Origin of the sequence: Pasteurella testudinis DSM 23072, from assembly GCF_900176075.1 — a bacterium.
Taxonomy (GTDB): domain Bacteria; phylum Pseudomonadota; class Gammaproteobacteria; order Enterobacterales; family Pasteurellaceae; genus Chelonobacter; species Chelonobacter testudinis.
Map to the genome: position 1 here is coordinate 44,541 of NZ_FWWV01000057.1, position 25,526 is coordinate 70,066.

Annotated in this window: 28 protein-coding genes and 2 pseudogenes; 18 read left to right on the forward strand and 12 right to left on the reverse strand. The window is 48.6% G+C overall.

Annotation, left to right across the window (positions count from 1 at the left end; genetic code table 11):
• The first annotated feature begins 63 nt into the window (after positions 1-63).
• The 7 genes and pseudogenes from B8880_RS12410 to B8880_RS14795 form a co-directional block, all read left to right on the forward strand.
• Positions 64-1,305 (forward strand): restriction endonuclease subunit S, encoded by a 1,242-nt coding sequence (locus tag B8880_RS12410; protein ID WP_084257890.1) that lies wholly within the window; start codon positions 64-66, stop codon positions 1,303-1,305.
• A gap of 4 nt (positions 1,306-1,309) precedes the next feature.
• On the forward strand, positions 1,310-2,008 hold the full coding sequence (locus B8880_RS12415; protein ID WP_084257891.1) for a DUF3800 domain-containing protein: 699 nt from the start codon (positions 1,310-1,312) through the stop codon (positions 2,006-2,008).
• Positions 2,008-2,478 carry a hypothetical protein gene (locus B8880_RS12420; protein ID WP_084257892.1) on the forward strand — a complete coding sequence of 157 codons (471 nt, stop codon included), beginning with the start codon at positions 2,008-2,010 and terminating at the stop codon, positions 2,476-2,478. Before B8880_RS12415 ends, B8880_RS12420 begins: the two co-directional genes overlap by 1 nt.
• Positions 2,479-2,669: 191 nt before the next feature.
• Positions 2,670-5,948, forward strand: a complete 3,279-nt coding sequence (locus B8880_RS12425) for a type I restriction endonuclease subunit R (RefSeq protein ID WP_084257893.1) — start codon at positions 2,670-2,672, stop codon at positions 5,946-5,948.
• A gap of 11 nt (positions 5,949-5,959) precedes the next feature.
• Complete coding sequence (locus tag B8880_RS12430) at positions 5,960-6,670, forward strand: hypothetical protein (RefSeq protein WP_084257894.1); 711 nt, start codon at positions 5,960-5,962, stop codon at positions 6,668-6,670.
• On the forward strand, positions 6,660-7,391 hold the full coding sequence (locus B8880_RS12435) for a M48 family metallopeptidase (RefSeq protein WP_244165648.1): 732 nt from the start codon (positions 6,660-6,662) through the stop codon (positions 7,389-7,391). The genes B8880_RS12430 and B8880_RS12435 overlap by 11 nt, the downstream gene beginning before the upstream one ends.
• A gap of 39 nt (positions 7,392-7,430) precedes the next feature.
• Positions 7,431-7,490, forward strand: a pseudogene (locus B8880_RS14795) (hypothetical protein); the annotation flags it as partial.
• A gap of 33 nt (positions 7,491-7,523) precedes the next feature.
• Here B8880_RS14795 and B8880_RS14740 read toward each other — a convergent pair.
• Positions 7,524-7,781: pseudogene (locus B8880_RS14740) on the reverse strand (LysR family transcriptional regulator); the annotation flags it as partial.
• A gap of 189 nt (positions 7,782-7,970) precedes the next feature.
• Here B8880_RS14740 and B8880_RS12445 point away from each other — a divergent pair.
• Positions 7,971-8,549 (forward strand): NAD(P)H-dependent oxidoreductase, encoded by a 579-nt coding sequence (locus tag B8880_RS12445; RefSeq protein WP_084257897.1) that lies wholly within the window; start codon positions 7,971-7,973, stop codon positions 8,547-8,549.
• Positions 8,550-8,898: 349 nt separating this feature from the next.
• Here B8880_RS12445 and B8880_RS12450 read toward each other — a convergent pair whose 3' ends face one another.
• Positions 8,899-9,765 carry an arginase family protein gene (locus tag B8880_RS12450; protein ID WP_084257898.1) on the reverse strand — a complete coding sequence of 289 codons (867 nt, stop codon included), beginning with the start codon at positions 9,763-9,765 and terminating at the stop codon, positions 8,899-8,901.
• A gap of 92 nt (positions 9,766-9,857) precedes the next feature.
• On the opposite strand from B8880_RS12450, the gene B8880_RS12455 reads away from it, so the two are divergent.
• Together B8880_RS12455 and B8880_RS12460 are read left to right on the forward strand one after the other, a co-directional pair.
• Positions 9,858-10,319 carry a MarR family winged helix-turn-helix transcriptional regulator gene (locus B8880_RS12455; RefSeq protein WP_084257899.1) on the forward strand — a complete coding sequence of 154 codons (462 nt, stop codon included), beginning with the start codon at positions 9,858-9,860 and terminating at the stop codon, positions 10,317-10,319.
• A 265-nt stretch (positions 10,320-10,584) separates the two neighbouring features.
• A complete protein-coding gene (locus tag B8880_RS12460) occupies positions 10,585-11,373 on the forward strand; it encodes an alpha/beta fold hydrolase (protein ID WP_084257900.1) in 789 nt (262 codons plus the stop codon).
• A 143-nt stretch (positions 11,374-11,516) separates the two neighbouring features.
• Here the strand turns inward: B8880_RS12460 and B8880_RS12465 are convergent, their stop codons facing one another.
• A complete protein-coding gene (locus tag B8880_RS12465; protein ID WP_115306305.1) occupies positions 11,517-12,131 on the reverse strand; it encodes a LysE family translocator in 615 nt (204 codons plus the stop codon).
• Positions 12,132-12,239: 108 nt separating this feature from the next.
• Here B8880_RS12465 and B8880_RS12470 point away from each other — a divergent pair, with 108 nt between their 5' ends.
• Positions 12,240-12,692, forward strand: coding sequence for an Lrp/AsnC family transcriptional regulator (locus tag B8880_RS12470; RefSeq protein WP_084257902.1), 453 nt, complete (start codon positions 12,240-12,242; stop codon positions 12,690-12,692).
• A 135-nt stretch (positions 12,693-12,827) separates the two neighbouring features.
• Here B8880_RS12470 and B8880_RS12475 read toward each other — a convergent pair whose 3' ends face one another.
• Together B8880_RS12475 and B8880_RS12480 are read right to left on the reverse strand one after the other, a co-directional pair.
• Positions 12,828-14,174 carry a flavin monoamine oxidase family protein gene (locus B8880_RS12475; protein WP_084257903.1) on the reverse strand — a complete coding sequence of 449 codons (1,347 nt, stop codon included), beginning with the start codon at positions 14,172-14,174 and terminating at the stop codon, positions 12,828-12,830.
• Positions 14,175-14,632: 458 nt separating this feature from the next.
• Entirely contained in the window at positions 14,633-15,544 is a 912-nt protein-coding gene (locus B8880_RS12480; RefSeq protein ID WP_084257904.1) for a LysR family transcriptional regulator, read from the reverse strand.
• 183 nt (positions 15,545-15,727) lie between these two features.
• Between B8880_RS12480 and B8880_RS12485 the strand changes: the two genes are divergently transcribed.
• The 4 genes from B8880_RS12485 to B8880_RS12500 all read left to right on the forward strand — a co-directional run bounded on the left by B8880_RS12485 (position 15,728) and on the right by B8880_RS12500 (position 18,844).
• Entirely contained in the window at positions 15,728-16,318 is a 591-nt protein-coding gene (locus B8880_RS12485) for a flavodoxin family protein (protein ID WP_084257905.1), read from the forward strand.
• A 158-nt stretch (positions 16,319-16,476) separates the two neighbouring features.
• A complete protein-coding gene (locus tag B8880_RS12490; protein ID WP_084257906.1) occupies positions 16,477-17,418 on the forward strand; it encodes an aminoglycoside phosphotransferase family protein in 942 nt (313 codons plus the stop codon).
• Between the two features lie 119 nt (positions 17,419-17,537).
• Positions 17,538-18,002 carry a MarR family winged helix-turn-helix transcriptional regulator gene (locus B8880_RS12495; protein WP_115306304.1) on the forward strand — a complete coding sequence of 155 codons (465 nt, stop codon included), beginning with the start codon at positions 17,538-17,540 and terminating at the stop codon, positions 18,000-18,002.
• Positions 18,002-18,844, forward strand: a complete 843-nt coding sequence (locus B8880_RS12500; protein ID WP_084257907.1) for an ABC transporter six-transmembrane domain-containing protein — start codon at positions 18,002-18,004, stop codon at positions 18,842-18,844. Before B8880_RS12495 ends, B8880_RS12500 begins: the two co-directional genes overlap by 1 nt.
• 81 nt (positions 18,845-18,925) lie before the next feature.
• Here the strand turns inward: B8880_RS12500 and B8880_RS12505 are convergent, their stop codons facing one another.
• Positions 18,926-19,798 carry a LysR family transcriptional regulator gene (locus B8880_RS12505; protein ID WP_084257908.1) on the reverse strand — a complete coding sequence of 291 codons (873 nt, stop codon included), beginning with the start codon at positions 19,796-19,798 and terminating at the stop codon, positions 18,926-18,928.
• A 141-nt stretch (positions 19,799-19,939) separates the two neighbouring features.
• Here B8880_RS12505 and B8880_RS12510 point away from each other — a divergent pair, with 141 nt between their 5' ends.
• Complete coding sequence (locus tag B8880_RS12510) at positions 19,940-20,797, forward strand: MBL fold metallo-hydrolase (protein WP_084257909.1); 858 nt, start codon at positions 19,940-19,942, stop codon at positions 20,795-20,797.
• A gap of 246 nt (positions 20,798-21,043) precedes the next feature.
• Positions 21,044-21,226 (forward strand): hypothetical protein, encoded by a 183-nt coding sequence (locus tag B8880_RS14335; protein ID WP_115306303.1) that lies wholly within the window; start codon positions 21,044-21,046, stop codon positions 21,224-21,226.
• 216 nt (positions 21,227-21,442) lie between these two features.
• Here B8880_RS14335 and B8880_RS12515 read toward each other — a convergent pair whose 3' ends face one another.
• From B8880_RS12515 to B8880_RS12540, 6 genes are all read right to left on the reverse strand, one after another.
• A complete protein-coding gene (locus B8880_RS12515) occupies positions 21,443-21,913 on the reverse strand; it encodes a RidA family protein (RefSeq protein WP_084257910.1) in 471 nt (156 codons plus the stop codon).
• A 287-nt stretch (positions 21,914-22,200) separates the two neighbouring features.
• On the reverse strand, positions 22,201-22,641 hold the full coding sequence (locus B8880_RS12520) for a type II toxin-antitoxin system VapC family toxin (protein ID WP_084257911.1): 441 nt from the start codon (positions 22,639-22,641) through the stop codon (positions 22,201-22,203).
• On the reverse strand, positions 22,641-22,907 hold the full coding sequence (locus tag B8880_RS12525) for a type II toxin-antitoxin system prevent-host-death family antitoxin (protein WP_084257912.1): 267 nt from the start codon (positions 22,905-22,907) through the stop codon (positions 22,641-22,643). The genes B8880_RS12520 and B8880_RS12525 overlap by 1 nt, the downstream gene beginning before the upstream one ends.
• Positions 22,908-23,025: 118 nt before the next feature.
• On the reverse strand, positions 23,026-23,256 hold the full coding sequence (locus B8880_RS12530) for a helix-turn-helix domain-containing protein (protein ID WP_084257913.1): 231 nt from the start codon (positions 23,254-23,256) through the stop codon (positions 23,026-23,028).
• A complete protein-coding gene (locus B8880_RS12535) occupies positions 23,210-24,550 on the reverse strand; it encodes an alpha/beta hydrolase family protein (RefSeq protein ID WP_084257914.1) in 1,341 nt (446 codons plus the stop codon). Before B8880_RS12535 ends, B8880_RS12530 begins: the two co-directional genes overlap by 47 nt.
• On the reverse strand, positions 24,547-25,137 hold the full coding sequence (locus tag B8880_RS12540; protein ID WP_084257915.1) for an NAD(P)H-dependent oxidoreductase: 591 nt from the start codon (positions 25,135-25,137) through the stop codon (positions 24,547-24,549). Before B8880_RS12540 ends, B8880_RS12535 begins: the two co-directional genes overlap by 4 nt.
• Positions 25,138-25,324: 187 nt before the next feature.
• Between B8880_RS12540 and B8880_RS14475 the strand changes: the two genes are divergently transcribed.
• Positions 25,325-25,471 (forward strand): hypothetical protein, encoded by a 147-nt coding sequence (locus tag B8880_RS14475; protein ID WP_159460753.1) that lies wholly within the window; start codon positions 25,325-25,327, stop codon positions 25,469-25,471.
• Positions 25,472-25,526 lie beyond the last annotated feature (55 nt).

The following is a 25,526-nucleotide window of genomic DNA, read 5'->3' on the forward strand; positions in this document are numbered from 1 at the left end:
AAGGTTAAATAAATCTAATAAAACAATATGTTATAATGCGGAAAAATAAAGCGGAGCATAAAAATGAATCAATTGCCGAATGGGTGGAAGCAAATTAATTTGAAAAATATTATTGATGGTTCAATTAAAAACGGTTTTTCCCCAGTTGCTGCAAGCCATGAAACAGGCTATTGGGTTTTGAGCCTTGGTGCTTTGACTGATGATGGCATTCAAGTTTCTGAAATCAAGCCCGTGCTACCAGAATCAAAAATTCTAGAAAACATATTATCCATGAATGATTTTCTTGTAAGTCGCTCAAATACACCAAGTAAAGTTGGAAGATCAATACGATTTCAAAATGAGATAAATAATTGTGCATACCCTGACTTAATGATGAGGTTTCGTATTAATTCAGAAAAAGCTGATGTTGCATATATTGAGCAATTTCTTAGAAGTTCATTTGTACGGTCGTATTTTACAAATTCAGCGGCAGGCAGTAGCAAGACAATGGTGAAAATCAATAAAAGGATTCTTGAAAATACCCTTATTTACTTGCCTGAAAATATAAATGAACAAACCAAAATCGCCCAAATTCTCACCACTTGGGACAACGCCATTCGCACCATCGAACAATTGATTCAAAACAGCGAACAGCAGAAACAAGCCTTAATGCAGCAGTTATTGACAGGGAAAAAACGGTTGTTTGATGAAAATGGCGAACGGTTTTGTGGAGTGTGGGAAACCAAGAAGCTCAGTACATTAATACAGGAAATCAACAAAGAAAAAGAGATTTTTCCTGATGTCATTGAATTACTCACCGTCAAACTACACCATAAAGGTGCTGTGCGGTCAGGTAAATTTCCAAAAACAACTGAAAAAGGCAGACCATATTACAAAAGGTATGCTGGCGAATTAATTATTGGTCGACAAAATTTACATAATGGTGGTGTTGCTATCGTTCCTGATGAGTGCAATGGTTTAATTGCTTCAAGTGCTATCTCAAGTTTTAATGCTAAAGGGGATAATACGGATTTAGAGTTTATTTTATCGGTTATGAGTACAGAATATTTTAAATTTATGGTTAATAACTTGACTGGTGGTACAGGGCAAAAAGAAGTGAGTGTAAGTCAATTAATGAGTATTTCTATCCCAGTTCCTCCTTTTAAAGAACAACAAAAAATCGCCGCCGTACTCACCGCCGCCGATAACGAAATCGACACCCTAAAGCAAACCTTATGCCGTCTAAAAACCGAAAAACAAGCCCTGATGCAACAGCTTTTGACGGGGAAGAGGAGGGTATTTGTGGCGTTGAGCGAACAGGAGTAAAACAATGAAATTTGAAGTGTATTGTGATGAAAATTATCCTGATTTGTTTAACTCGTCCAAACCGCAAGCTGAATTTATGATGATAGGTAGTCTATGGCTACCTGAATCATTGCGTACAGAAATCAAACAGCAGGTTTTGCAGTTGCGACAGCGACATAATATTTGGGGAGAGATTAAATGGCGTAAAGTAGATCGGCGAAGCCTGTCTTTTTATCAAGCATTGATTGATTTATTTGTCGGACATAAAGACAGCTTGCGTTTTCGTTGTATTGCTGTCAGTCGCCATCAGTTTAACAATAACTGGCATGATGGCGATAATGAATTGGGGTTTTATAAATTTTATTATCAATTGTTGCACCACTGGATTTTGGATTTTAATGAATACCGGATTTTTTGCGACATCAAACAAAACCGAGACTTAAAACGCTTGGAAACCTTAAAACGTTGTTTGGATAACAGTAATATTTCGGCAAATATTGCACAGATTCAATCGTTACCATCATCAGAAGTGGTGTTGATTCAGCTTTGTGATTTGTTGCTGGGCATGGCGTCTGCCCGTATGAATCGCACTTTACGTCCTGATAGTGCCAAAGAAAAGTTGGTGCTGTCGTTGGAGGGCTGGTTGGGCAGACAAATCGGCATGACTCACCGTGATGAAAAGAAATTCAATGTGTTTCGGATTAACTTGCAAGGGGGCTGGTAATGCAGGATTTGCCTTCTTTATTGACGTTGTCTTGCTGGCAGGATTATCGTTCTTTTTATGAAAACCATTATTGCCGAGCCGAAATCATCACGGCTGACGGCATTCGAGTGTATTTTTCGGCGAGTAAATTTAATCATGCGTTTTATGAAAGCTCCAAGGGCAAAAGCAAGAATGAGTTTAGTCAAATTCGAGCCGAGCGTATGCCGTGGATTGCCCACACGCTGAAACACCCTGACGCAAGCCTTTATCAAGGCTGGATTAGTGCAACCAAAACCCACGACCCGGCACGCAGAGTGAGCGTGGTGTATGGGGATTTTGTGGTGGTGATTGATATGAGTGTCAATCAGCGAAACCAATTGAAAGCGAACTTTGTGACTTGTTATGTAGCTGATAACAGCATTGACAGAATAAGAAAATCCCCAGTTTGGAGCAGGGATGAATGCCTGTGCAAACTAGGGATTGTAGAATGAGCTGCCGCTGATTCGCTACGCTGGCTCTGCGGCAAAAACCTCGGTAAGTTCATTACCGATGGGTAATGAATCCGTATATATAATAGCCTATTGTGCTAAATGATTTCAACATTTTGTTGAAAAATATTGTTACTTTATTGTTTTTATTGTTATTTTTAAAAAAACTTCTACCAGATAAAACAGGAGTCCCCATGCACCCCACCCCAAAATTCCAAGAAGAATACAGTGCCAAAATCCCTGCCCTGCTACTCTTGTGCAATCTCGGCTGGCGGTATCTGTTGCCTTCTCACGCCTTGGCATTGCGGGGCGGGGATAAAAGTGCGGTGGTGCTTATTGAAGTGTTGCGGGGAGAGCTTGCCAAGCGGCGGTTTGTGTTTGAGGGCAAGTCTTATCCGTTATCCGAGCGTGCCATTGATGATGTGCTGTCGCAACTCTCGCCAGCCTTGAATGAAGGGCTGCAAACTGCCAATGAGCGGATTTACAACCATTTGCTGTATGGCATTTCGGTGACGGAGTTTGTTGGTGGCAAAAAAGCGAATCCGACCATTGCCTTGATTGATTGGGACAATCCTGCCAATAATGATTTTAGTTTTACCGAAGAATTCAGGGTAACGTGTGGTGATAGTGCGGAATATCGGCAGCCTGATATGGTCTGTTTTGTGAACGGTATTCCGCTGGCGGTGATCGAAGCCAAACGCCCCGATGGCAAAAAAGGGGCGACGGTGGCGGAAGGCATTTCGCAAACCATCCGCAATCAGCGAACAGGTGAAATACCGCAATTGTTCGCTTACAGCCAACTGTTGCTGTCGGTGAGTGGTGTTGATGGGCGTTATGCCACCTGCGGTACGCCTGCCAAGTTTTGGGCGGCGTGGCGTGAGGAGATTGTGAGCGAGGCGGATATGACGGCACTCAAAAATCAAAGGCCGTCTGAAACCGCACTTGCTGACGTGTTTGCCAATCGTGCGGATAAATATTCATGGTATGAGCAGTGGTCATCTGCACCGCTGGCGTTAAACGGGCAAGACAGGCTGATTATCGGCTTATTGAGCAAAGAACGCTTGCTTGAGATGGTGCGGTTTTTTGTGTTGTTTGACAAAAAAGTCGGCAAGATTGTCGCCCGTTATCAGCAGGTGTTCGCCATCAAACGCTTGTTGGCACGCATGGCGGTGGTGCGTGTGGATGGCAGCCGAGAGGGCGGGGTGATTTGGCATACCACAGGTTCGGGCAAGTCGTTCACCATGGTGTTTTTGAGTAAGGCGTTGATTTTGGATGAGTGTTTGAAGCGTTGCCGTTTAATCGTGGTGACCGACCGTGTGGATTTGGAAAATCAGCTGGCGGCGACGTTTATGAACGGTGGCGAATTGGCAGGCAGGCGGGATAAATCGCAAGCCATGGCAACCTCTGGCACACGCTTGGCACAGCAGATTGGCAAAGGTAATGAGCGGATTATTTTTACTTTGGTGCAGAAGTTCAACAGTGCCACAAAGCTGGCTGAATGCTTTAACGACAGTGCGGATTTGATTGTGTTGGTGGATGAAGGGCATCGCAGTCAAGGCGGTGAAAACCATATTCGCATGAAACACGCCTTGCCCCATGCGGCATTTGTGGCGTTTACAGGCACGCCATTGCTTAAAGACGACAAAACCACGCATAAATTCGGTTCGATTATCCACGCCTACACCATGCAAAGAGCGGTGGAAGATGGCACGGTAACACCGCTGTTGTATGAAGAACGTATTCCTGATTTGGAGGTGAACGCTCGGGCGATAGACAGCTGGTTTGAGCGGATGACTAAGGGATTAAACGAACAACAAAAAAGCGACTTGAAACGCTGTTTTGCCCAAAAAAATAAGGTATATGGGGCGGATGACCGTATTCGCTTGATTGCCTTGGATATTGCTAATCACTTTGCCGGGCATATTTCAGACGGCCTAAAAGGACAATTGGCGTGCGACAGCAAAACTTCAGCCATTCGTTATAAACAATACTTAGACGAAGCGGGTTTGTTTGAATCGGCAATCGTGATGAGCCCGCCAGACAGCCGTGAGGGCAACCTTGATGAAAGCCACAGTGATGAAGTGGTGCAATGGTGGGCGGACAATGTCGGCAGTCAAGACGAGCAAACCTATAGCAAAAACATCATCGCCCGCTTTGCTGATGAAGCCGATCCGCTCAAACTATTGATTGTGGTGGACAAACTGCTCACAGGCTTTGATGAACCCAAAAATACCGTGCTATACATCGACAAGCCGCTCAAACAGCACAATCTGATTCAAGCTATCGCACGGGTAAACCGCCTGCACCCTGCCAAAAAATTCGGACTGTTGATTGATTACCGTGGCATTTTAAAAGAGCTGGACACCACCATTACCCGATACCAAGACTTGGCGGCACGCACCCAAGGCGGCTATGACATTGCCGATATTGACGGCTTGTATCAGCCGATGAGCCACGAATATAAAAAACTGCCGATGTTGTATGACGGGCTGTGGGCGATTTTTAGCGGTGTCAAAAACAAGCATGATATTGAGCAGTTGCGACAGGTGTTGATTCCCAAAATGGTAGAACAAAACGGCGAATGGACGGACACCGCCCTCAAAGTGCGCGAGGATTTTTATGCTGCTCTCACCGCTTTTTCAAGTTGCCTGAAAGTGGCGTTGCAGTCTGCCACTTTTTTTGTCGACCAGTCCTACAGCGAAACCGACCGCCGTCATTACAAAGACACCTTGGCACAGTTTAGCCATCTGCGTAGGCTGGCACAGCAAGATGCTGGCGAAAGCGTGGATTTTGACGACTATGCCGATTCGGTCAAAAAACTGCTGGACAAACATGTGGTAGGCGTGGCGGTCAAAGAACCTGAGGGCGTGTATGAAGTGGGCAAAATGGGCAAGCTGGAGCACCCCGAAGACTGGAGCAAAGAAAAAACCCGTAACGAAACCGACCTGATTAAAACCCGTATCGCCCGCACCATCGAACAAGATTTGCGTGATGATCCTTACGCCCAGCAAGCCTTTTCACGGCTGTTAAAAGAAGTGATTGCCGAGGCGGAGCAATTGTTTGATTACGAACTCAAGCAGTACTGGCTGTTTCACGAATTTGAACAACAAGTTGCCAACCGCCGCCTTGATGACATTCCCGATGTATTCGGCGGCAATTTCCACGCCCAAGCCTATTACGGCGTGTTCAAGCAAACCCTGCCCGAAACCTTTTCGGACAGCATCAATATGAATATGGATACGAATTTAGATACAGGCAAATGGGTCAAACTCGCCTTTGAAATAGACAATATTGTCAGCCAATCGGTCGCCGAGCATTCCATCAATCCGCACAACATCGAAACCGACATCCGCAAGCAATTACTGCCCAAGCTGTTTGCCGAATGCAAAGCCATTGGAGCTGGCATGGAGCAGGCGAAAAAAATGGTAGAAGCGGTGGTGCAGATTGTGCGGGTGGGGCAAAATAAAAGTTAAGGAAATATGAAATGGATAAGAAAATAGATGACAGCCCAGGAAAAATAAAAAATCTATTAAACAGCATTATGGAATTAGAGTGGTTTATTGGATTTTTATTGCTTATCACCTGCTTGGATTTATATTTCACATTGACATATGGTATTTCTGTTATTCATGCCGTCAATCAATGGAGGTTTTACTTTACTAGAATAGAAGATTATATTTATTTTGTATTGCTGTTTTCTATGGTTTTTACCATGATATTTCCAGCCTTTAGATTTTTATACATCTTTATTTTATCTAATCTTTTGGCAAAAATAGGTATTGATTGCTATGAAAGAGATTTTAATGATAATCGACATTACAAAGATTACAAATGGATAAAATCTTTAGAATTACAAGCAATAAAGGAAAATAACGAACTTCTATTAAAATATACTCTAAAAAGAGAAGAAATCATTAAGCAAAGAAGTCGAGTTTCGGCAAAATTTCTAGCGATTAATTTATTTATGCTCATTCAATGGCTTTTTATACAGGATGTTGAAAATTACCCTGTTATTATAAAAACATTATTACAAGGGGTGAATTTTGCCGAAAAACAAGAGTTTTTACTGCAAGCATTATTGATATTGGGGCTGGTTATATTTTCATTAACCTGGCTGGCTTTATTTTTTCGGGCATTTATTATTCCAAGTAATACTATTTATTATCCTGATGATGAGAATAAAAGTGGAAGCTGACAATCTACATTTCTACTACGGCAATGAAAAAATCCACTTTACACTGATTACCAGCCCAAGACTTGCCGACAAAATCCGTATCAAAGTTGAGCCGAGTGGTGAAGTGATGGTATCTGCTCCTATAGACACCGATACGGTTGATATTTTCAATGCGGTAAAAAAACGCAGCCGCTGGATATACGAACAGCAACAAGCATTCAAAGCCCAAAATCAGTTGGCGTTGCCACGACGTTATATCAGCGGCGAAAGCCATTTTTATCTCGGCAAGCGTTATCTGCTCAAAATCGAAGAAAATCCCACTGCACTGCCAAGCGTAAAATTATTACGTGGGCGACTGCTGGTGTCGGTCAAAAACAGGCAAACCGCCGATGTCAAAACCATGCTGGACAACTGGTACAAAATCTGCGCCAAAGAAGTATTCGCCAAACGCTTACACGCCTTATTAGAGCAAACGCTGTGGATAAACGAAAGCCCGCTCATCCGCCTGCAAAGCATGAAAACCCAATGGGGCAACTGCTCGCCGCAAGGCAGGTTGACGCTTAACCCGCATTTAATCAAAGCCCCGAGCGACTGCATTGATTATGTAATTTTGCACGAACTTTGTCATTTGGCGGAACATAACCACAGCGAGCGATTTTACCGTTTGATGGGGCAGGTATTGCCCAACTGGCAAGCCATCAAACAGCGACTGGACGAGATGTCAGGGCTGATTTTGCCTTGAATGTGCGTCAATCAATCATGCAAATAAAGTAAATCATTTTTGGGTAATCGCCATGCTCGTATTCGTGGTGAGCGTTATGATGCATTCGTTGCTGCCTATCTAAAAACTGCGGCGAAACTCTTCCCCAAAGCCTTGTTGCACTTCGCCGATTTTGATGTCGATTTCATCAAACAAGGGCAACAGGCGGCGGTAAATCTGTTCGCCTGCTTCGGTGGTGGAGACGTTGCGGGTGGTGCGGTGAAACAGGCGCAGCTTGAGCTGTTGCTCCAGTTGGCTGACGGCGTGGCTGACTGCCGAGCGTGATACGCCGAGCCGTGCCGCGGCTTTGGTGAAACTTTGGGTTTGGGCAACCAGTAAAAAGGTGCGCAGCAGGGTGTGGTCGGTTTGCATAATTTGCCTGATTGTTTAATTTGATAAAACAAATAAGGCTATTTTAGCAATACAATCCGGCCAATGACATCGTTTTTGCGGCGATTGGTGAATAATTCAGAACAAGGTATTCGGATTTTGCTGTCTAGTTGTGCAAATGGGTTTTCGCTACACTGTGCGGCATTCGATAACAGACATGAGCAACCCAAGATGAACATTCTGATTTTAAACGGACATCAGCCCTATCCGGTTTCCGAAGGCAGACTCACGCAAACCCTGATTGATGAAGCCGAAAAAGTCCTGACCGCCAAAGGGCACAGCATTCGACACAGCAACGTATTGGCATACGACATCAACAGCGAGCTGGATAAGCACGACTGGGCGGATGCCCTATTGCTGCAATTTCCCTCCAATTGGATGATGATTCCGTGGTCGTTTAAAAAATACATGGACGAAGTGTACAGCGCCGGTACGGAAGGCCGCCTGTGCCGGCATGACGGCCGCACATCGCAAAATCCCCACGCCGACTACGGCAGCGGCGGCGTGCAGACAGGCAAAAAATACATGCTGTCCACCACCTTCAACGCGCCCAAAGCCGCCTTTGACAATCCGCAGGAATACCTGTTTCAAGGCAAGGGCTTGGACGATTTGCACTTCCCCGTGCATTGCGTGTACCGCTCTTTCGGCTACGCGGCTCTGCCGAGTTTCGCCTGCTTCGACGTGCTGAAAAACCCGCAAATCGAGCAGGATTTGCTCAACTGGGCGGCGCATCTTGAGGCACATTTTTAACCGCCGTATTTTGAATCATCATCACGGTTGCACCGCATGATACAGGCCGTCTGAACGCTTTTTTATAGTCAATTAACACAGAACAATACAGCGTTGGCTTCGTCTTGCCGTACTATAGTGAAAGAAGTTAAGAAGTGGGACTAGAAAAACGAGCGAAGATAGTACAAATAGTACAGCGAGCGAGTTTGACGACGTACCACAAATTAAATTCTTTCACTATATCTGTACTGTCTTCGACTCACCGCCTTGTCTTCTTCTGTGTTAATTGACTATAAGATAAAAGTGCGGTTCAGACGGCCTGTTCTCTATTAACGGTGTTCGATTAACGGCATTCGCAATCCCAAGCCGCTTACAACGGCAGCCCCTGCAACAGTGTTTGCAGTTTGATCACTTCGCGCGGCATCGGTTCGGCGACGGTAAAGCCGACGATGTCGGCGTGTTTGCCGATGTCGGCCACGGTGCGGATAACGGCGTCGATGCTCATGCCGTGCGGATCGGTGCCGACGGCGGTTTTCAGTTCGGCGGGGTCGAGCACGTCCAAATCCAAATGAATCAGCACTTTCGATTTGCCGCGTTGGCGCAGCCACGCCAGCACTTCGTCCGAACCGCGGTTTGCCTGCCGGCACGACACCGTTTCGATGCCCCAAGCTTGGCGGCGCTGTTCCGCCGGTTCGCCGAAATCGCGCAGGCCGACGATTAAGGCGTTTTCCGTCTTGACTTTATGCTCCGGCAGCATCGCCGTGATCTCCTCGTCGCCGACACCGGCAAGCTGCGCCAGCGCCATGGCGTGGAAGCCGGTGTAATTGTCGCCGGGCAGCCCCAAATCGGGGTGCGCGTCGAGCCAGATAACGGCCGTGTCATCGCGGTATTTGTCGGCCAGATAGGCAAACGGCGCAATGCTGACCGCGCAATCGCCGCCGAGGGTGACGATGCGCTCGGGCTGTTCGGCTTTGATCATCTCCAGCGCCGCCTGCAACTGCCGTTTGTTGGCCTGATAGGCGAAAATGCCGTGTTCGGTGGGCGTGTGCCAATCGAGCGACACCGGCACATCACGTTCCGCGCCCTGATGTTTCGGGCTGAGAAACGCCAGCAGGCGCGCGCCGGCGGCATAACCCTGTATTGCCTGCTGTGGGGCAAGTTCGGGCACCAGTCGGCTGATGTTGCCGCTTTCGCCGCCTTGCCATTGCGGAAAATTCAAGCGTAGTGTTTTGCACATGTTGCGGTTCCTTCTGTTTGCGATTGCTGGTATTCTAGTCTTATTTAGGACTTCAGTTCAAGTATTATTTGGGACTTGATAAGGATAAAATCATGCCACAGCGCAGCGGCCTGCAACAGGATATCGACGTTTTTTTCAGAAACATCAACAGCATCAACGGCTTGTATCACCAGTTTGCCAAACAACTCGGCGTCAGCTACAGCACGCTGGCGGTGCTGTACTGTCTGTATCTGCACCGGCCGTGCACGCAAAAAAACATCGGCGACAACTGGTGGCTGCCGAAGCAGACGGTGCACAATGTGTGCAAAGAAATGCTGGAAAAACAGTGGATTGAAGTGGTGAACATGCCCGATGCGCCGCGCGGAAAATACCTGAACCTCACCGCCGCCGGGCTGGCTTATGCCGAACCGATCGTCGGGCAGATTATCGCGCTGGAGCGCCGCGCCTTTGACAGCCTCGATGAAAACGAACGCAAACAACTGGTGGCGTTTACCGGACGCTATGTGCGGATTATTGAAGATCTGCTGGCACAGGCATATAGTGAAAAAACTTAATTTTTACTACGGCGTTGCTGCGCCTAGCCGTACTACCTGTACTGTCTGCGGCTTGCTGCCTTGTATTTAAAGTTAAGTTTTTCCACTATAGCCCGCGGTTGCAGGCCGTCTGAACCGCACTTTGCGATTAACCAAGCGGTTTTCAGACGGCATGATTGTTTAGTCCGGCTTCACAATGCAATAAGCGCAGCATGGTTTTTCAGACGGCATAACGATGCTAGACTGCTTGCCAGAAATGATTTGAAATAAACAAAAAGGCAATCTGATGTTATATTTTTCTTTGAAACAGGTGTTTTTCGGTGCGTTGGCGGCATTGGCGCTGGCGGCGCCGTTGAGCCATGCGCAAACCACGCCGGATAAGGCAGGAGATTCGATGAAAGCGATTAAAAATATTGTGTTGGTGCACGGCGCATTTGCCGACGGTTCAAGCTGGGCGGCAGTAACGGCGCGTTTGCAGGCTGCCGGATTCCGGGTGACGGCGGTGCAGAATCCGCTCACTTCGCTGGCCGATGACGTGGCCGCCACCGAACGGGTGTTGGCGCGGCAGGACGGTGATGTGCTGCTGGTCGGCCACTCGTGGGGCGGGGCGGTGATTACTCAGGCAGGCAACCACGAAAAAGTGAAAAAGCTGGTGTATGTGTCGGCGCTGGTGCCCGATAGCGGCGAATCGGTGGCGGATTTGCTCGAGCGCCTGAACGCGCCGATGGAAGGATTGCAGCCCGACAGCGCAGGCTGGCTGTGGCTTGATAATGCGGCGGCGTATCAACAGGTGATGGCAAACGATTTGAGCGAAAGTGCGGTACGGGCGCTGGTGGCGGTGCAACAGCCGATGCGTGCCGCCGCCTTCGGCGACAAAGTCACGCAGGCTGCCTGGCGCGGCAAACCCAGCGCTTATGTGCTGACCGAACAAGACCACGCCCTCGCCCCGACGGTGCAACAGCGGCTGGCGGCACAAATCAATGCCCGTGTCAGCCGGATAAACGCCTCACATTTGTCACTGCTGTCGCAACCCGATGCAGTGGCAGCGGCCATTCAAGCCGCGGCGCAGGAGTAAATCGGCACACGGCAGCTGCCATCCGCCCGCCGTGTTTGTCCGGTGTTGCCGCACAGGCGGGTTTGATTCGGATAAGGCAGATGCCGTCTGAACCGCACTTTAAACGTGATAAAAGTGCGGTTCGGGCGGTGTGTTATCCGTTGTCAGGCCGTCTGCAACATGCCGATCAGCAGCCACGCCGAAATCGCCATCATCGCCATGCCGGACAAGCGGCTGATGTTGGCGGCATAGTGCGGGCGTTTTTTCATCACCGCGCCCACCCCGAAACCGACAAGCGGATAAATCACGGCGCAATTTGCCAGATGAACCAAGCCCAAGGTCAAAATTTGCGCCGGAATCGGCCAGCCGGCCTGCGTGCTTAAAAACGGCGGTGTCAATGCGATAAACCCCAACAAAACCTTGGGATTCAAACCGCTGGCACGGATGCCGTTCGTGATCCACCGCCGGGCGGCTTGCGGCTCGGCGGTGGTTTGCACCGCACGGCTTGGCGCGCGCAAAGTCTGCACCCCGAGCCACGCCAAATAGGCCGCCCCCACCAACGTCAAACCGTGCAGCAACACAGGGTTTGCCACCACCACCGCGCCCACGCCGGCCATCACCAAAAAAATCACCAGCAGATAGCCCAGCAGCATGCCGAACAACGCCGACCACACCCGTCCGCCCGCAGCGGCCGCCATCACATATGCCCAATCCATTCCCGGCGTGAGTACCAAACTCAGCGACAATACCCAAAACCCCACCATCAATTGTTCAATCATCTTGCACCTGCTCCACTTCATTTTCATGCCGGTATTATAAAAAAACGATGTGGCAATGGGTTTGCGGTTTTTGCTATAATTTTGCTTATTTTTAGAAGATTTTCGCAGATGGACAGTATAGATAAGAAAATTCTTGCGGTATTGCAAGAAAACGGACGAATTTCCCTCACCGAGCTGGCCGACATGGTCAATATCAGCCTGTCGCCCTGCCAGCGGCGGGTCAGAGCCATGGAGCAAGCGGGTGTGATCGACGGCTACCGCGCACGGCTGAATCCGAATCGAGTGGGGTTGAATTTTTCGGCGATGGTATTTGTGATGTTGAAAGAAGTCAGCCACGAGCCGGCCGAACGGTTTGAGCAGGCAATCAAAGACATTCCCGAAATCGTGCAGGCCGACCGCTTGTTCGGCGAAACCGATTACCTGCTGCACATCACCACCCGCGATTTGGACAGCTTTCAAGTGCTGTACGACCGCCGTTTGGTGCATCTGCCCAATGTTCAGCGCATGACCAGCACACTGGTGATGAAAAAAGTGATTCCGCCGCGGGGGCTGCCGCTTTGAACCGCACGGCTGCGCGACGCGGTGGCGACAGGTGCAAAGCGGCAATTTCAGCCGCTGCCCGCAGGCGGTTAAGGCTTTGATGGCGTTTTTGAAACAACAGGCCGTCTGAACGATCAGATGATGATTTCAGTATTATCAAATCAGCGCTATGATTTTATCCGCTTCTCTGATACCGCTTAAATAAGCCCCATGAACTGTTGAAAAATAGTCCGCTTCTGTATGTTCGCCTGCAAAAAATAATTTATCGTTCACTTCTTGCGCCAAATCATCAAAGTGCTGCATTTCCGTCCCGACCGCCGTATATGAATAAGCACCGAAAGCGTTTTCATTACTTTGCCATTTGGTTCTTAACATATTGGTTGGGTGCGGAATGCTGTTGCCGTAAATATCTTTTAAGTGCGACATGATTTCATGGATGATTTCCGTATCCGTCATGGTTTCTGTCTGCCTTGCATAATCCGCATAGGCGAACGTCATTAAAGCATTTACATCGGGATGAAATTTTTTAACATTTACAAAATAGTTAAACTTATCTCGGATTTCAGGCGTGTAGGATATGTATTGAACATCGTCCCAAAAGGCATTATCCCAAGTCAGCAAGAATTTATTGACGCAATTCATGCCTACTTTTTGTATTGCATTTTGTTTGACAGCCGGCAAATTTGGAATAAATTCAATGGCATTCGATTTTAATACACCCAAAGGAACGGTGACTAATACATAATCTGCTTCTGCTATATTTTCATTGTGTGTTACTTTGATTTTCGAGCCTGAATAATCAATTTTTGCAACCCGTTGATTAAGCTGGATGTGCAAATCCTTTGCCAAAAAACGGGCGATGGTGTCGTAACCGTTGGTTGCGATTTCTTCAATGCCGCCAAATTCTTCACCTTCATGATAGAGCAGTGAAGAAAGATTATCCAAATCGCCGCAGTCGAATGTAACATAGGTAGAAAGTAAAAATTTCCAAAGTCTGTCGTTTGCTTTTTCCGGATATAATTTATTGAAAACAGTTTCAAAACTTTGTGTGGTGCTGCCGCTGTCCACCATTGTGGCAAGAATTGTGTGCAGCTCTTCTTCGGCACGGTCATAGGTGGTGGCACTTCTTAAAATTCCGCCAAGATCGTAGGATTTTCTGTTTTTATCGACAGTATGATAGCTGTTCATTCCCGCCTGCCGTGCCAGCGCAGTGATGGGGTTTCCTTTAATTCCGTGTATCCAGCTCGCACCTTCATCAAAGCTGATGCCCAAACTTCGATTGGTACGCAAACGCCCGCCAACCGTCTCTTGTGCCTCTAAAATTATTACATCAAATCCTTTTTCCCGCAGTTTTTTAGCTGCCGCCAAACCTGAGATACCCGCACCGACAATAACAACGGTTTTTTTATTCGCAGAAACACCTTGTTTTGGCTTGCAAGCAGTTGCCGTCATCAATACAGGCAAGCCCATCAATGAGCTTTTTATAAATTTTCTTCTTTGCATTTTCGCTGAAACCTCATTTTGGGGTGGTTGTCGGTGGAATGTAAGGTTCGGTGCTTGGTTACATCATGGATTGTTATACCCAGCTTCCACTCTACACGCTGTAAACCGCCACGAACATCAGTCTGATTAACGCCGTTTTGAATCTTTGATTTGCCAAAGTGCGGTTCAAACCGTGCGATTTAATCGCTTTTATGCCGCCTTTGCGTAACATGATTGAAAGATATAGTCTTTTAAATTCAATTTAGTACATCGTCAAACTCGCTCATAAGTACTACTTGTACTATTTTCGCTCGTTTTCCTTGTTCTAAAATGAATTTATTTGACTATACAATCACTTGCAAAACGGTTTGGGGACGATGTGATGGCTTTTCAAGTTAAAGTAAGCCAAGTGCGGTGTTTTTGCAAAGGGAGGCCGTCTGAAACCGCACTTTTGCTTGTTTTCAACGGGAAAAGTGCGGTTAATGCGGCGTTGCAGATTCGGTGCGTGCCAGTAAAAAATCAACCAACACATTGATTTTTCTCGCCTGCGTGCTGTTTTTCAGGTAGTAGAGATAGGTCGGGGGATAGGTGTACCAATGCGGTTCCAACACAGGCACCAGCATGGTTTTGTCCGCCTCTTGCCGGTAAAGCGGCTCGAAGATCCGGCCTATGCCCAAGTGGCGGCAAACCGCGTCGTTGACCATATTGATGTCGTTACAAATCAGCGCCAGCGGCATGGTGACGCACACGGGCTCGGCCTGCTCGATAAGCCGCAGCGGCAGCAGGGATTTTGAGGTCATCAGGCGGTAGCCGATCAATTTGTGCTGCTGCAAATCGTCGATGCAGGCGGGGGTGCCGTGTCGGGCGAGGTAGGCCGGCGAGGCAAACAGCCCTTCGCGCATCGGTGCCAGCAGTTTGCGCGCCACCATGCCTTCGTCAATCTGATCACCGAAGCGGATGCCGAGATCGAATTCCTCCGCCAGAATATCGATGGTGCCGTCGTTCAGCGACACTTCCAGCAGAATTTGCGGATAGCTTTGGCAAAATTCGGCAAACAGTGGCCGTAACGCGGCGTGATAGGCCAAGCGGGAAACGGTGATTTTGATGTGGCCGGACGGCGTTTGCGCCAGCTCGCGCACTTGGTCGAAAGCCTGTTCCAGATTGTGCAGGCTGTGGGCGGTTTGGCCGTGCAGCAAGCGTCCGGCTTCCGTCAGCTTGATGCTGCGGGTGTTGCGCACAAACAGCGGCAAGCCCAGTTGTTGTTCCAGTAATTTTAATGATTTGCTGACGGCGGTGGCGCTGATGTGTAGCTTGCGTGCGGCAGCGGCGATGTTGCCCTCGCGCACGATGGTGTGAAAGACGGTTAACTGCCCGAAGATTGCGCTGTTCATGTGGTTTTTCAATGGGGTTTGCCTGCTGATATTAAGAACTTTTGGTTGTGATTCTATCCATTATTAACCATTAAAAGTTTTTATTCAACTGTCTTATAATAACCAAGATTGGTATTCCGGCACGGCGTGTTCAGCGGCGATAAAACGGGATTGTTTTCACTTTAGACGAATGAGGAATGGGTAATGGTAAAAGTAGCGATCGTATATCACAGCGGCAAAGGCCACACGGCCATGCAGGCACAATCCATCAAAAACGGCGCCGAATCGGTGGAAGGGGTGGAGGTGTTGTATTGGAACGTGGAAGAAGCCGCCGACAAACTGGATTTGCTCGACGGCGCTGATGCGATTGTGTTCGGCTGCCCGACGTATATGGGCAATGTTTCGGCCGGCATGAAAGCCTTTCAGGAACATGCGGTTTCACGCTGGTCCAGCCGTGCCTGGCAGGATAAAATCGCCGGTGCGTTCACTACCTCGACCAATTTGGCCGGCGACAAGGAAAACACCTTGATGGGCTTGCTCACCAATGCCATGCAGTTGGGCATGATTTTCGTCAGCCTCGGCATCATACCTGCGGCCAACGAGCCGGAATCGCTGCACACGGCGGCAGGGCCGAGCGAAAACGCCGTCAACCGCACCGACACCAGCTTGGGTGCGGTGGCCAGCGCCATGCTGTGCGAACCGGAACAAATGGCCAAAGGCGATTTGGAAACGGCATATCTCTACGGGCAACGCATCGCCAATATCACCTGCCAATTTGTGCGCGGACGCCGATAAGCACGGTGTCACGCGGGGCGTGTTTACGCCAGCTGTTTTCAGGCCGTCTGAACGCCTTTTTCCTTGTTTTCAAAGGAAAAAGTGCGGTTCAGACGGCCTTGTTGTGCTATGCTTAAAAACCATTATCACGGACAAACCCGCCGACAGGAAACGAAACCATGCTTGACGCAATCCACGACCTTCCGAATGCCGACACCTTTGCAAAAACCGACCTCATCGACAAAGGGTGGTCGAGCGATAAAAAATACTGCGTAACAACGGTTTACGGCGAAAAACGATTACTGCGTATCTCGGATATCGCCGAATATGAAAACAAAAAGCACGAATTTGAACTGATGAAGCGTTTTTCATTGACGGGTATCAAGATGTCGCAACCGCTTGATTTCGGCATCTGTCATGGCGGAAAAAGTGTCTATCAGCTGCTGACTTGGTGCGAGGGCGAGGAGGCAAAAGAATTGTTGCCGTCGCTATCGCAACAAGTGCAATATGAATTCGGTTGCAAAGCAGGGCAAATGCTGAGAACCATGCAGGCGGTTGAAAGCCATCCGCCCTCCGCCGATTGGGCAACGGTGTATGGCGGTAAAGTCAGACAGTATCTCGAAGATTATCAATCCTGCGGCGAAACATTGCTCGGTGCCGAACTGCTTTTTCCTTTTTTGAACAAACACATGTCTTGTTTGCAGCAGCGTCCGATGAGTCTGTTGCACGCCGATTTCCAGTCCGACAATATGGTGATCTCGCCGCAGAACGAGCTGTATGTCATCGATTTTCAAGGCAGCGGTTTGGTGGATCCCTATTATGCACTGACGGGGGCGATGGTCACGGCAGAGGTGAGCCCGCCGTTTGCCATCGGGCAGCTCCACAGCTATTTTGACGGTGATGTGCCGGCGGATTTTTGGACGCTCAATGCGTTTTATCTGGCGGCGGAAAGCATTCATGCCTTTACGGTGGCGGTCACTTTGGGCAAGGAAGAAGTGGCGTATTCAAATGAATTGATGCGGACGATGCTGGCGTGGTTCGATAATTTGAACAACCTTGTGCCGGGCTGGTTTATCGTAAAAGATTGTTTGACGCAAAACGACCGGTTTTTGAGTGCATAAAACAGACGGCCTTGTTGTGCTTGGCGGTTTGAGAAAATGAGTAAAATTTCATCGCACCCCTTGCAAAAAGTCTTAAAAATGACTAAAATAGTCAAATTGATAACTTTTAGGACTATTTTATGCATTCAATCTACAATCTTGACGAGCTGGACAGTTTGGTCAGCGAAATCGGTGATTTGCACGAACAATGGGTGAGGCAACACGAGTTGGGCTTCAACCATTTTGCGGTGTTGTATTCGCTTGCCACGGAAGGGCAATACACCCAACAGCAGATTTGCCAAGACTGGCTGCTGCCCAAGCAAACCGTGTTTAATGTGTGCAAAGCGTTCAGACAAAGCGGCATGGTGCAAATGCACAGCAATCCTGCCAACGGGCGTGAGCGGATTTTGCAATTGACCGCAGCAGGCAAAGCCAAAGCCCTGCCGGTGGTAGCGGCACATCAAGCCTTGAGCGAGCGGTTGTTCGAAGAATTCGGGGCAGAACAGTCCGAGCAACTGTTTGATTTGTTGCAGCAGTTTTTGCAATTGTTCAAGCACACCGTCGCCCAAGATGCCGGGCAGGAAAGGCGGCAGGAGCGTAGCTGATGTGGCGGACACTGAAACACATCGGTCGCACCCACCGCAAAAAATTGTTGGTGACCTTTACTATCGTGGCACTTGAGAACCTGCTGTATCTGATTTATCCGCTGTTCGGCGCGTTTGCCGTCAATGCGGTGATGGCGGGCAATGTCTGGCAGGCACTGGTGTATGCCGCATTGGTGCTTGCCATGTGGTTGGTGGGGGCGGTTCGGCGGGCGGTGGACACCCGCACTTTCGCCCGCATCTATTCGGCACTGGTGGTGCCGGTGATTGTGGAACAGCGTATGCAGGCACAAACGCACTCTACAATCAGCGCACGGGTGGCGTTGTCGAGAGAGTTTGTGGATTTTTTTGAAGAGCATTTGCCCACGGCGGTGACGTCGTTGGTGTCGGTGATCGGCGCCTGTGTGATGCTGCTGGCGCTTGAATGGTGGTCGGGCGTGCTGGCGACGGCGATTCTGCTGTTTTTTGCACTGCTGCTGCCCCGCTTCAGCCGCATCAGCAACAAGCTGTACGAAGTGCTGAACAACCGCTTGGAAAAAGACGTGGAGATGATTCAAACGGCGGAAAGCATGCAGTTGCACAAGCATTACGATCTGGTCGCACAATTGCGGATTTGGATTTCCAACCGTGAAGCGCTGGCGTATTTGTGCATCGGCGTGGCGGCCTGCCTGCTGTTCGGCTTTACCCTGGTGTGGATTACGCTTAACGGCTACGGCAGTGCCGGGCATATTTACGCACTGACGACCTATATGTGGATGTTTGCCATGAGCCTCGACGACATGCCTTTTCTGATTGAAAAATATTCCAATCTGAAAGACATTGCCGAGCGGGTGAAGGTGGGCTGAGGGGGAAAATCTTTCATTGCCCAACGGTGGAGAAAGGCCGTCTGAAACCGCACTTTGATGGTGTTAAGTTTCAGACGGCATTTATCCATGCTTCTCCAACCACTCCCCACAAAAATCCACAAACGCCCGTACAATCGCCGAAGGGTGGCGGTATTGTGGATAAATTAAATGCACCATAAACACAGAAAACGGATAATCAGGCAAAATTTCCACCAATTCCCCGCTTGCAATCATGGGCTTGGCAAGCATATCGGGCAAATCGCCAATGCCATTATTTTGCAGCAACCAATGGCGTAAATGAATGTAGTCATTGCAACTAAACTTCGGCTTGATAGTAGTGCGTTGCTCCCCCAGCGCCCATGCGGCGGTGATGTCGGTGGTTTCCACCCACGCACACAGCGGATAATGCTGTAATTCGTCAGGCACAGACGGCTTGCCATGCGTGGCGATAAAATCAGGCGTGGCAACCAGCTTCAATTGCAGTTTCATCATCGGTTTGACTATCATTAGCTCGGTATCAGGCGTACCGATACGCACCGCTACATCAAAACCATCGGCAATCAAATCCACCTTGCGATTACTCGCCACCACATGCACATCAATATCGGGGTATTGCGTTTGGAAATCATGCAATAAATCCCAAAACAGCCCAAAGGCTTGCGGCATAGACAGCCTTAATTTGCCTTTTAAAGCCTGTTCATTGCCAAGCAGATTGCGGGCGGCATTGTCCACAGTTTCTAGGCTGAAATTCACTTGCTCGTACAACTGTTGCCCTTGCACAGTCAAGCCCACACCTTGAGTGGAACGCTCCAATAATTGCACGCCTAATTGCTGTTCTAACTCTTTGGTTTTGCGGCTGATGGTGGTGATGGGAATGCCGCTTTTTTGGCTGGCAGCAGAAAAACTGCCTGCTTGGGCAACATGCACAAAGATTTTTAGGGCGTTTAAATCCATTTTTTGCTTACCAAATTTGAAAAACGGTTTTTCATTATATCGTATTCCAAGCCATAATTGAACAATCTATAATACGCACCATCAAACAGCAATTCCGCTGTTTTCCATTCCAATCCATTGTTTTTTAAGAGAGTATTTATCATGAAAAAATTTGCTTTAGGTCTTGTCGCCGCCACCGCTTTATCTGCCCCTGCTTTTGCGGATAATTTAAAAATGGAACTGTTCAATCCGCAAGCCGCCAGCATTATGCCTGTCAGCTCGGTGATTGTGGAAGGGGACAATGAAGTGTTGTTGGTTGATGCCCAGTTCCAACGTAATGACGCTTTGACGTTGGTTGAAAAAATCAAAGCCACAGGCAAACCACTGAAAACCATTTTTATCAGCCACAGCGACCCTGATTTTTATTTTGGTTTGGATGTATTGACACAAGCCTTTCCAGAAGCCGAAGTATTAGCAACCCCTGAAACCGCCAAATACGTTCGCAGCAAAATTGTTGCCAAATCCGACTACTGGTCGCCGATTTTGAAAGAAAACGCTCCGCGTGCCTTAGTGTTGCCGAAAGCCACCACTGCCGATCATCTGAAAGTGGGTACAAGCACCATTGAAATCAAAAACTTGGATAACGACCCGAAACACACCTATTTGTGGGAGCCTGTGAGCAAAACCGTGCTTGGCGGTGTGGTGGTGTTTGATAACTTGCACGTTTGGATGGCAGACACCAAAACGCTTGCTGAACGCCAAACATGGGTTCGCACTCTGGAAAACATGCAAAAATTGCAACCGAAAACCGTGTTGGCAGGGCATTCATTGGGCAACAATTATTCGCCAAGCAGCGTGGAATTCACCAAAGCCTATCTTCAAAATTTTGCCAAAGCCGAACGCAACAGCAAAAACAGTGCCGAGTTGATTGAAAAAATGAAAGCACAATACCCGAATGTCGGCTCGGTTGGTACGCTGGAGCTGGGTGCGAAAGTAATAAAAGGCGAAATGCAGTGGTAATACCAGACCACATTTAAATTTACATCAGGCGGACAGGCGCTTACTGTCCGCCTTACTTAACAGGAATACCCAATGAAAAAAATCATATTATTAAGCAGTTTGTTATTGGCTTTTGCCGCCCCCGCCATGGCAAAAACCTAAGCCGTAACCACAGCGGCAACGGGGCAGCAGTGACTGCGGGATTTTGTGGCGCAGGGCGAACAGGTGGGGCAGTCATCATCTCGGTTGGGCTAAGGTCTGTTTTTAATGAAACGCCGTCTGAAACTTACGCTTTGCCCGAATTGGTCAGGGTTCACGCAGACGAAGTGTTCATCGGGCATCGGGCAATTGCATTTGGTGATGCACGAAGACGTTCGCCATGCCGCCAAAGTGCGGTCGGTGGCGGGATTTTTTGATAGCAGGGCTTATGTTTACTGCCCCCAGCAGTAGTAACCTTGCCACGCATCAAATGGGTATTTGACCAACTCTGTGAGCTGATGAAACAGCGGTTTGGCGATGATTGACCGATTTTGTTTCAGGCTGTCTGAAGCTTCACATCAAAGTGCGGTTTCAGACGGCATAAGATATGCCGTCTGAAATTGCAATTTTTCAGATGGCATTGTTTTGCAAAAAATCTAAAATTTTAGGCTGCTTGTAGCATCAATGTTATTTGCTTTCCGGCATAATGACAGTCGCATCAATTTCAAATAATGCACCGTCAGTCACCAATCGCGGAATTTGCACAGTGGTACTGGCTGGCGGATTTTGCGTGTTTACAAAGCTGTCACGCACATCACGTAATAAAGGAAGTTGGGTTTTCACATCAGTCAGATACATATTGATTTTGACCACGTGTTCCCATTTTGCTCCAACCGCTTTTAAAGCGGTATCCAGATTTTGAAAGGCTTGTTGGGCCTGGGCTTTAAAATCGCCGGGTTTGCCGACTAATTTACCTTCCTGTGAAATACCTAACTGACCGGAAATAAACACCATTTTCTGATTAGCCGGTACGCTGACTACGTGGGTGTAACCAAACGGTTTGTGAATACTTTGTGGATTGGTAAATTCGGCGTTTTGTGCGAAAGATACCACTGGTACTAATAATGCAGCGGCACAAAGTGATTTGAATAATGTCATTAAATTTTCCTTATTTTATTTGTGCAATTGGATATTATAAAATGTTATCAATGCTGGTGTCTAACACAGTTGTATTATTTTCTTAATGCGGTCACTTTCCCAAAAAACCGGCCGCTTATAAAAAAGATTGACAGCAAGCGGTAGGTACGATTAGCCGCCTCAAGCGGCGTAATCGTACGAATGCGATACTGTCGCTAGGCGATCGATGTGCCGTCTGAAAGCACACTTTGCCTGTGTGAAAAGCAAAAGTGCGGTTCAGACGGCATTATCGCAATCAAACCCAACCATCAATCCGTAAACGGATTCAACAGCCGTAAGCCGGCGGCGGTGAAGTCGGCGAAATCCTTTTCGTTGCGGGTGACCAGAATTAAGTGGTGCCCAATGGCTTGGGCGGCAATCCAGGCATCGTTTTCAGGGCTGCGGTCGGGCACATGCAGGCCGGCACAGAGTTTGGCGGTAGCGGTGTCCAGCGGCAGGATGTGTTCGGACAGCGTTTCTTTTAAGAAGTAATCCAGCCAGTTGCGTAAGCCTTGTGCTTGCAGCGGATCTTTGCGTGCCAAACCCAATACGCCCCGTTCCAGCTCCATCAGCACTACCGCCGAGGTGCAAAGCTCGCTTTCTTTCACCGACTGCACCCAATCGGCAACGCCACGGTTACATCTGCCTTGTTTGACTTTACGCAGTTCGCTGATGATGTTGGTGTCTAATAAATATTTGAAGTCGTTCATCAATCAAACTCCACCGGGCGACGCTGTGCCTTGGAACGTGGTGGAATATCCAGCTCAATCTCGGAAACATCAGACCCGTCGTAGGCAAGCAGGGCTTCGTATAAGGTGCGTTCAGGCTGCTTGCCGCTCAAATTCTGATATTCAGCAAAACTCATCACCACCAAATCGGGCTTGCCGCGGTTGGTAATCAGCAACGGGGCTTTGTGGGCGGCTTTTTGCGCTTCGTGGGTGCGTTGGTTGAATTCACGACTGGTCATGGTTTGCATGGGCTTTCTCCTTTGAAGTGCGGTAAGCACGCACAAGATGTATATAGGTTAATACAATCCATGCAAAAAGACAATGCCGTCTGAAAATAGTTGATGATTTCAGACGGCCTCTCTTTTCTTACGCCGCCGCTTGCTCCCGATAACGCTTCGGCGTGATGGCGTACTGTTTGCGAAATTGTTTGTCGAAGTAGCTCGGGCTTTGGAAGCCGCTGGCAAATGAAATATCGGGCAAAGTGCGGTCGGTGTTGCTTAATAAACCGGAGGTAACCGCCAAGCGGTATTCAGGTCGCTGCACACCACCATCAACGAAACCGTCCCGCTTTGCCGAGCCAATCCGCCATATAGTCATAAGTCAGCTTAACCGTATCGCCGTATTTTGTATCTATCGGGGTAACCACGTGCGAAGCCCCTTCGACAAACACAATGTCTTTGTCTTGGCTCTTGGCATTCAGGTAGATTTGTTCGGCGTTCAGATATTCCCAATTGCCCGTCAAGCCGATGGTCAGCAGCGGCACGCTGATATGACGGACGTTGCCGACAGGCGTGGTGTGCGAGCTTTCCCAATCCACGCCCTGCAAGCCTGTGGCGGTGATGGCAAAATCACCGTTCAGCCGCACGGCATACATCGGCAAAAACCGCTGTACGGTGGTGCGGAGTGCCATGTCGTATTGATTGCCTTTGTTGCTTAAATTTTTGGCACTGCGGGTAGTCGGCACGATTTGCGTGCTGACACTGCCGTCTTGATGCAGCAGCTTCCACGCTTGCTGGGTGTGGGCGAGTAGGCTGGGGTCTTGGGCGAATAATTTGTTGTTCATGCCCAAATAGTTGGCAGCAGGAATAATCAGGGCTTCGTCGCCTGCGAAATCGCCTTCACCTTTGTCTATCAAGGCTTTGCGTTGCTGGGCGTGGGCAATGATGGCGTGATTGCGTTTTGCCAAAGCGGTGAAATAACGCTGTTTGAAGGCTTGGCTGTAATTTGCTCCGGATTCGCCCATGCCGTTTTCGGGCAGATATAAATCGACTGACGGATTGCGTTGTTGGGCGTTGTGTTCATTGACAATGGCAGGGTCTAGGCTGAGCAAATACATGGTGGACATCCCGTAATTCGCATCCAGCAACACCAAACCGTCGGCTTTGGGCAAATCGGCGAGTTTGTCGCTACATGGGGCGATTTTGACCGCACTTTGGCAGATATCCACGCCGTTTTCGGCGATGTTTTGATAAGCGGAAAACATCGCTCCGCCGCCGCTATGCCCAAGCAACACCACGTTGTCTATATCGCTGCGGTTTTTTAGGTACTGTACCGCTTTGGCAATGTCGCCCATCATGCGTTCAAAATCCAAATCATTGCCGGTATATTTGCTGGCGGCGTTGTTGGCATTCAAAACGGTAAAGCCACGCTTGGCAAGCTCCACACCTGATGAAAACTGGGTGTAATCCCCTTCGGCGTGCATGACCAGCACTGCCGTGCGGTTGTTCGGACTGCGGATTTGCGGGGCGTACAATGCCCCGACCACGCCGCCGCCCAGCAACACCGCTTCTTGCGTGCTTTGCGCTTTTACTGCCCAATCTTCCGCTGCTGCCGCATGATGGGCGGTGAGCAGTCCTGCACTGATAAACAGGGTTTTGAATAGGGATTTCATGATTGATTTGCTCCGAATACTTTTAATAAATGCGCCCGATAAGCAGCGGTAAAGGCTTCAATTTGCGGGTTTTTGATCACGTCATTCACGATAAACGTCGGCAGACGGCTCATGCCCAAAAATTCATTGGCTTTGTGAAAATGCAAATACAGCCCGTCCACGCCTTGCCCTTCAAAAAAATCATCAGCACGCTCAAAGGCTTCAATCGGTGCATTCCAAGTGAGCGACAGCATGAATTTTTTGCCTTGCAGCAAACCGCCCGTGCCATAGCCTTCGCTTGGATTAACCCGATGGCGGCCGTCGGATTGGTACAATTTGCCGTGTCCTGCGGTGAACACTTCGTCGATGTATTTTTTCACCGTCCACGGCTCACCCATCCACCAACCGGGCATTTGCCAGATGATTGCGTCCGCCCATAAAAAATTATCAATCTCTTGCTCAATTTGATAGCCGTCATCCATCACCGTTTCACGAATGCTGTGCCCGATTTCAGTCAGTGTTTGTTTGGCGATGTCGTGCAGGGTATGGTTCAGCTTGCCGTGCGAATGGGCAAAGGCTTTGCCGCCGTCTAATAATAAAATGTTCATGATTTGTCTTGTTGGTTTATCTGATGTCGGAGTTAAAACGGTGATGATTCAGCCAGCCCACATTATCATTACGAGGGCTGCCTGACAATTCGTTTATAAGGCGAAAAGTGCCCGTAAATCGACACCGCTTCGCTGTCAGGGAGCCCTAATGATATTTGTTTCATGATAATTCATCATCGAACACCGCTTGGAACTCATCGCCGCCGCCGATGACATTATTGAAATGGGTACAGGCGGCAGCGACGGCGGGCAAGTGATTTTCAGCGGCACGCCGCAAGCGATGTTGGCAAGCGAAGAATCGGTAACGGCAAAGTATTTGCAAGCGCTTTGCTGAATGAATGATGATTGATGCCGTCTGAAAACCTTTTGCTTGTTTGAAAAAGCAAAGT